The sequence below is a fragment of the Roseovarius spongiae genome, assembly GCF_003651245.1.
In the GTDB taxonomy this organism is placed as follows: Bacteria; Pseudomonadota; Alphaproteobacteria; order Rhodobacterales; family Rhodobacteraceae; genus Roseovarius; species Roseovarius spongiae.
Window position 1 is genome coordinate 1 of sequence record NZ_RAPE01000014.1, and the last position, 2,509, is coordinate 2,509.

Consider the following 2,509-nt stretch of genomic DNA (forward strand, 5'->3'; position numbering starts at 1 on the left):
TTCGGAAACTGGCCAAGATTTTTCCGGCACCGCAGCAAATGCGCAAAGCCTGACAAAAAAGGCGCTCGCGCGCCCTTCACCACCAAGTTTTCTGCGTCAGCAACACGGTGTTTTTCAACAGAATCGGCCCAGAGCTGCCATTCGATCTCGTGGGGTCCGGGGGTCTGCTTCCCGGCCAACAAAAGTGCTCCGAGCCATCACCGCAGTCTCACTGAAGGAAGTAGAGTGGCGGACAGCACGTTTAGCATATGAGCCTGTTGGTCGGCGCCGAGGAAAACTGGCGGATTGCGCCCAGCCAGCGACGCAGTCATAGTGCCGTTGAGGGCAGGTTGGAGCACATAGTATGGACGTTCGAGTTCAAACAGGCTGGGACAATGACCCCGCAGGACGCATTCGAAATTTATCTCTTGCTCCGAATGCCAAGAACTCACTTTTCCCGCTGTTTGAAGCTGTGATGAACTCCATTCACGCAGTCGAAGACAGATTTGGCAAAGACAATCTCAGCAGGGGTGAAGTTTCGATCGAACTGCACCGCACTGAATCTGGGGATATAGAAGGCTTCACTGTTTCTGACAACGGCATTGGATTCAACGAAAGCAACCTCCAGTCTTTCCGTCGAATGGACTCACGTGCCAAAGAGAAAATTGGCGGAAAAGGCGTAGGACGCCTTGTCTGGCTCAAGGTGCTGGATGAGGTGCGCATCAATAGCGTTTATGATGATGGGTCCAGCGGGCATTCAGTCTCATTCTATTTCAAAATTTCCAATCCAACGGATAACCTGACGTTCTCTCCGGCGGATCGAAGCGCCGCAGGTTCAATTGTTCAATTGACCCCCTACAAACGGGACTACGCTCTCCACATACCAAAGAAAGCAAGCACGATCACAAATCGGCTTTTGGCCCATTTTATCAGCTACTTCATCAACATCAGTCATCCAAAAATTACGGTCTGTGATGTAGATGCCGAGATAGACCTGTTCGACGCATTCTCAGAATCAGTTGAACGCGACGAGGATTATCGGTTCAATGTATCGGTTTCTGGTGCGTCCGAAGATTTCGTCTGTCACTGCTTTCTGCTTCCTAAAGCAATCTCTGACGACGAAAGAAGCACGAACGCACTTTACTTGGGCGCGAATGGACGTGCTGTTAAGCGGTTCGACATGGACGGGGTGATAGGCCTCAAGGCTATCGGTAATAGATTCGCGTTCCTTGGATATATCGAAAGCTCCGCCCTTGATGACTCTGTGAACGATACCAGAACTGACTTCTCGTTGTCGGAAGATGAAGTTGAGAGCATCGTCGATCAGGCGAAGGAGCGCGTCAAGGAATTCCTCGCCCCAGAACTCGCAGAGATACGAGAGAAGCAGACTGGCATTGTCACCGCTCTGCGCATCGAGCACCCCCGCTTCCTGAGCATTCAAGGAAATGACGTCGAAATCGCGGAGACCCTACATTACGGCACGAACCGGAAAGAAGACATCTTTGTAGAAATGTCCCGTCAGTCACTGCGACAATATGAGCGCCGCAAGAACGCTTTCAAGCGGTCAATTGAGAAGAAGCTGCCTGATGTGGAGGCGAAGGCCAGAGAGTATGTATCAGAGCTGAAGCAAGAGTCCGTATCGTCGCTTGCCGAATACGTCATGAAGCGCAAGCTGGTTCTCGACGTGTTCGAAGAGAGCTTGAAATTCAAGCCCGATACCGACCAAGAATCCGAGTATGAAGACGTTCTCCACGACATAATCTGCCCTTTGAAATCCACTTCCTCGGATTTGGATTATGACGACCACAACTTGTGGATCGTTGACGACCGGCTGGCGTTCTACTCGTATTTCAATTCTGACACGCGCATGGAAAAGCAGGTGTCCGATCCTGCCCACCCGAAGGATAGGCCGGATGTTTCAATTTTCGACCTTGGCCTTGGCTTTGAGAATGAAGACAAATCGTCCCCTATTACTATCGTGGAGTTCAAGCGCCCGAAGATTGACAACTACACGTTGGATAAAAACCCCATCACGCAAGTCCGAAAGTATGTTGAAGACATGCGGAAGTCTGGCGAGGCGATCAGGTATGACGGGACACCCATCCGCCCAATCGAACAAACTACGCCGTTCATGTGTTACATCATCGCGGATGTAACGCCCAGGCTGCGTGAGGTGATGAAAGCTCTTGGGAACTTCCACCGAAAGGCGGGTTCAAACACCTATTATTCGTGGGACTCGTCCTATTCGATTTTTATCGAGGTCTCGTCTTTCAAAGACGTTCTCGAGTCCGCCAAGTCGCGCAATCGAGCGTTCTTCGAACGTATCGGGATTTCCGTATGACTACGTCTGCTATCTGCGGATCGTTGCCGATTATCTGTGGTGCAGCGAAAGTCCGGTTCCCGCCGATTCTGTTGAAAAACACCGTGTTGCTGACGCAGAAAACTTGGTGGTGAAGGGCGCGCGAGCGCCTTTTTTGTCAGGCTTTGCGCATTTGCTGCGGTGCCGGAAAAATCTTGGCCAGTTTCCGAA

The 2,509-nt window shown here is 51.2% G+C and carries 1 protein-coding gene; it reads left to right on the forward strand.

Annotated elements, in window-relative coordinates; genetic code table 11:
- Positions 1–343 precede the first annotated feature (343 nt).
- Positions 344–2,320 carry an ATP-binding protein gene (locus tag D6850_RS19175; protein ID WP_121169226.1) on the forward strand — a complete coding sequence of 659 codons (1,977 nt, stop codon included), beginning with the start codon at positions 344–346 and terminating at the stop codon, positions 2,318–2,320.
- Positions 2,321–2,509: the final 189 nt, after the last annotated feature.